This window comes from Lentiprolixibacter sp., assembly GCF_982873095.1.
The window spans coordinates 1-2,408 of the sequence record NZ_CEYNTP010000329.1 but is presented as its reverse complement, the minus strand read 5'-3'; the positions used below and the strand labels follow the sequence as shown (position 1 = coordinate 2,408).

The 2,408-nt window shown below is 48.0% G+C and carries 3 protein-coding genes; all 3 read right to left on the bottom strand.

Features of this window, described 5'->3' with window-relative positions; all coding sequences use genetic code 11:
- On the bottom strand, nt 1–1,056 hold a 1,056-nt coding region (locus tag AC4E7D_RS13975; RefSeq protein WP_490174391.1), incomplete at its 3' end, for a T9SS type B sorting domain-containing protein.
- 3 nt (nt 1,057–1,059) lie between these two features.
- On the bottom strand, nt 1,060–2,184 hold the full coding sequence (locus AC4E7D_RS13970) for a phage tail-like protein (protein WP_490174390.1): 1,125 nt from the start codon (nt 2,182–2,184) through the stop codon (nt 1,060–1,062).
- A gap of 5 nt (nt 2,185–2,189) precedes the next feature.
- Nucleotides 2,190–2,408: hypothetical protein (locus AC4E7D_RS13965; protein ID WP_490174389.1), on the bottom strand; the 219-nt coding region annotated here is incomplete at its 5' end.

The following is a 2,408-nucleotide window of genomic DNA, read 5'->3' as shown; positions in this document are numbered from 1 at the left end:
GACCTGCTCACGGTTCGACCTGCCGTCAAAATCATTCTGATAATTGTCCTTGGAGTATACCATTACCCCGTAGCGATCAAAAATCTGTATCGAGTTATTCGTATTGGTGTCCAGGCCTTCGATGGCAAGAACATCATTCTGACCGTCTCCGTTTGGCGTCATGTAGTAGTTGTCTAGTTCAATGGTGTCGTAGGTCTGCATGTCATCCTCATTTCCACCAAGGGTAATGATTTCGTATTCGCTTGGTACGAAGGTTTCCGAGGTAACCGAGCCATTAGCCAATCCGCCTTCGGTTCCGGTATTGCCCAGGTTTACCCACTGGGAATCAGCCTTACTCCAGCCCATTACCTTGATGTCAGTCATGTATTCCGCCCATGCGCGCATATTGCTGAATTCATCCCAGGTAAGGGTAACCCTTGAAGGGACATCGCCCTCCAATCGCCAAAATTCCTTGTCGCTCACCGCAATAAATTGAGAAGCCCTCCTCTGCGTACTGAATACCCCATCGATAGATTTGGGATTGTTGGGGTCCTCCGCGAAATAAGCACACTTTACTATGGCATTTATAGCATCGGATTCCAGGGTTAGTGGACGTAAACGATTTTCGTCGCCTACCGGGAAAACAAAGGTTTCTTTGTTGGTAATGGCAGCATAGCCGTCAATTTTGGAAACACTACTTTCCCCGGTATAAAAGGAATAATCCATGAAGTTGGAATACACATCAGCAGCCCTGCGGGAGGTAATGATATTTCCAAGGATAAGGTTGCTGTTATTGTTCACCCCGATCGCTGTTTCCAGAAACAGGCCATTTTCCACGGCTACCTCAGTATCAAAGAATACCGGGGAGAAGGCTCCGGCAATAGTGATCCGGTTGTCATCGCTGTAGAAGCCCACCAAACCCATATTTTGGTCAAAGGTGCCGTCATTGGTGAGGTCCAAATGGAAACCGACCTCTGCCATATCATGGACCTGGATGTTTCCATAATTGTGAAAAGCTTCCTGTCCTGCAACAGGGATGCAGAGTAAGAGCAATATATGTAGCGCCTTAAATTTCATCCCTTATTTAAGTTTGTTGATTACGAAACTGGATTCGTCTGTACCACTGAAATTCACAGTTCCCGAATTGGCTTCCCTATATGTTACTATACTGATTACATCGTTTGCATTGAGCTGGAGGATCTCACTTACATGAATGCTGGAATGGTCATGACCGCTGGCCCATCGGATATACCCTGAAGCGGCTAGAGCTCCTACAGGTGTGCCGTTTACCGCAATCCGGGCATTTACATTGGTACGTTGCCGGTTATTGCCTGAATTGATCCCTACCAGGGACAGGTTAGCCCGAATATCGTATCGTCCACTGAGCTTTACGATCAAGGTATTGCCGCTAACCTCGAAGAGTGCATTCCCGTCGTCCTTATAATCTTCATTCCCAAAAATTGGTGCGGTAGTGTTGTTTACATTCAGGTTGGTTGAGGTGTCGGAGTTGGTCCAGCGTCCCCCGTAATTGATCTTAGAACGTTGCATTACACCATTGGCATCCACGGCCAACACGTCATCTGAATCGTTTGCCGTACTCAATGAACGGATTCGGGCGTTACCGTTTACGTCCAGCCGTTCGGTAGGGGAATTGGTGTTGATGCCCACATCCCCTCCGGCTTCCAGGAATAAGCGATAATCCGCCACATTAGATTCTACGAAGTTTAGTCCATTCGAAAGTAGGTTCCAGTGCCATTTGGGTGATCCTGAACTATCTTCAAAGGCCAGGACATCGGATCCACTGGCTTTAATGACCAGGGGGTGGTTGTTAAATACACTGGCCTGGTTGATAAGTACCTGACTGCGGTCCTGTACGAGTCGGATTTTCTCCGTTCCGTTGGCCTTTAGTACAAAATCCTGTGCATCACTGGTGCCCAGAAAATCGGTTCCAGGGGTAGTACCGGAATTTCCCGATAGACCCCAGCCTCCGGCGTTTGCTCCGGCCATTACCCAGGCAGAACCATTATATTGATAGATACGGTTTTCCGTTGTGTTGTAAAGGAGGGAACCGGTTATGGGTCCGGAGATGGCGTTCATCTCGGTTGTTGTTGCTGGTGTCAGGCCCAATAACAAACCCGCCTCAATCTGTGCCTGCGCAGGGAGGTACAGGAATAAACATCCTATGTATACGACTAATTTCTTCATCTCCATTACAGATCCAGAACGATGAACATGAATTCGGAGTTAAAACGGTTTCGGTCTGTTCCTCCATTGTCGTTATCTCCAATAATTACTTCAAAACTGCTGCTCGTCTGATTGCTATAGGAAATACCGGGATCATCGTTTCCGGCCCCACCTCGCCCGGGCTGGGTCAGCTGGATGATATAGTTGGCGTCAGATACGCAGCCCGCAGGTAAATTAACCCGGTA

Coding starts and splice junctions, on each gene's coding strand:
- AC4E7D_RS13970 (WP_490174390.1), bottom strand. CDS start 2,184: ATGAAGAAATTAGTCGTATACATAGGATGTTTATTCCTGTACCTCCCT.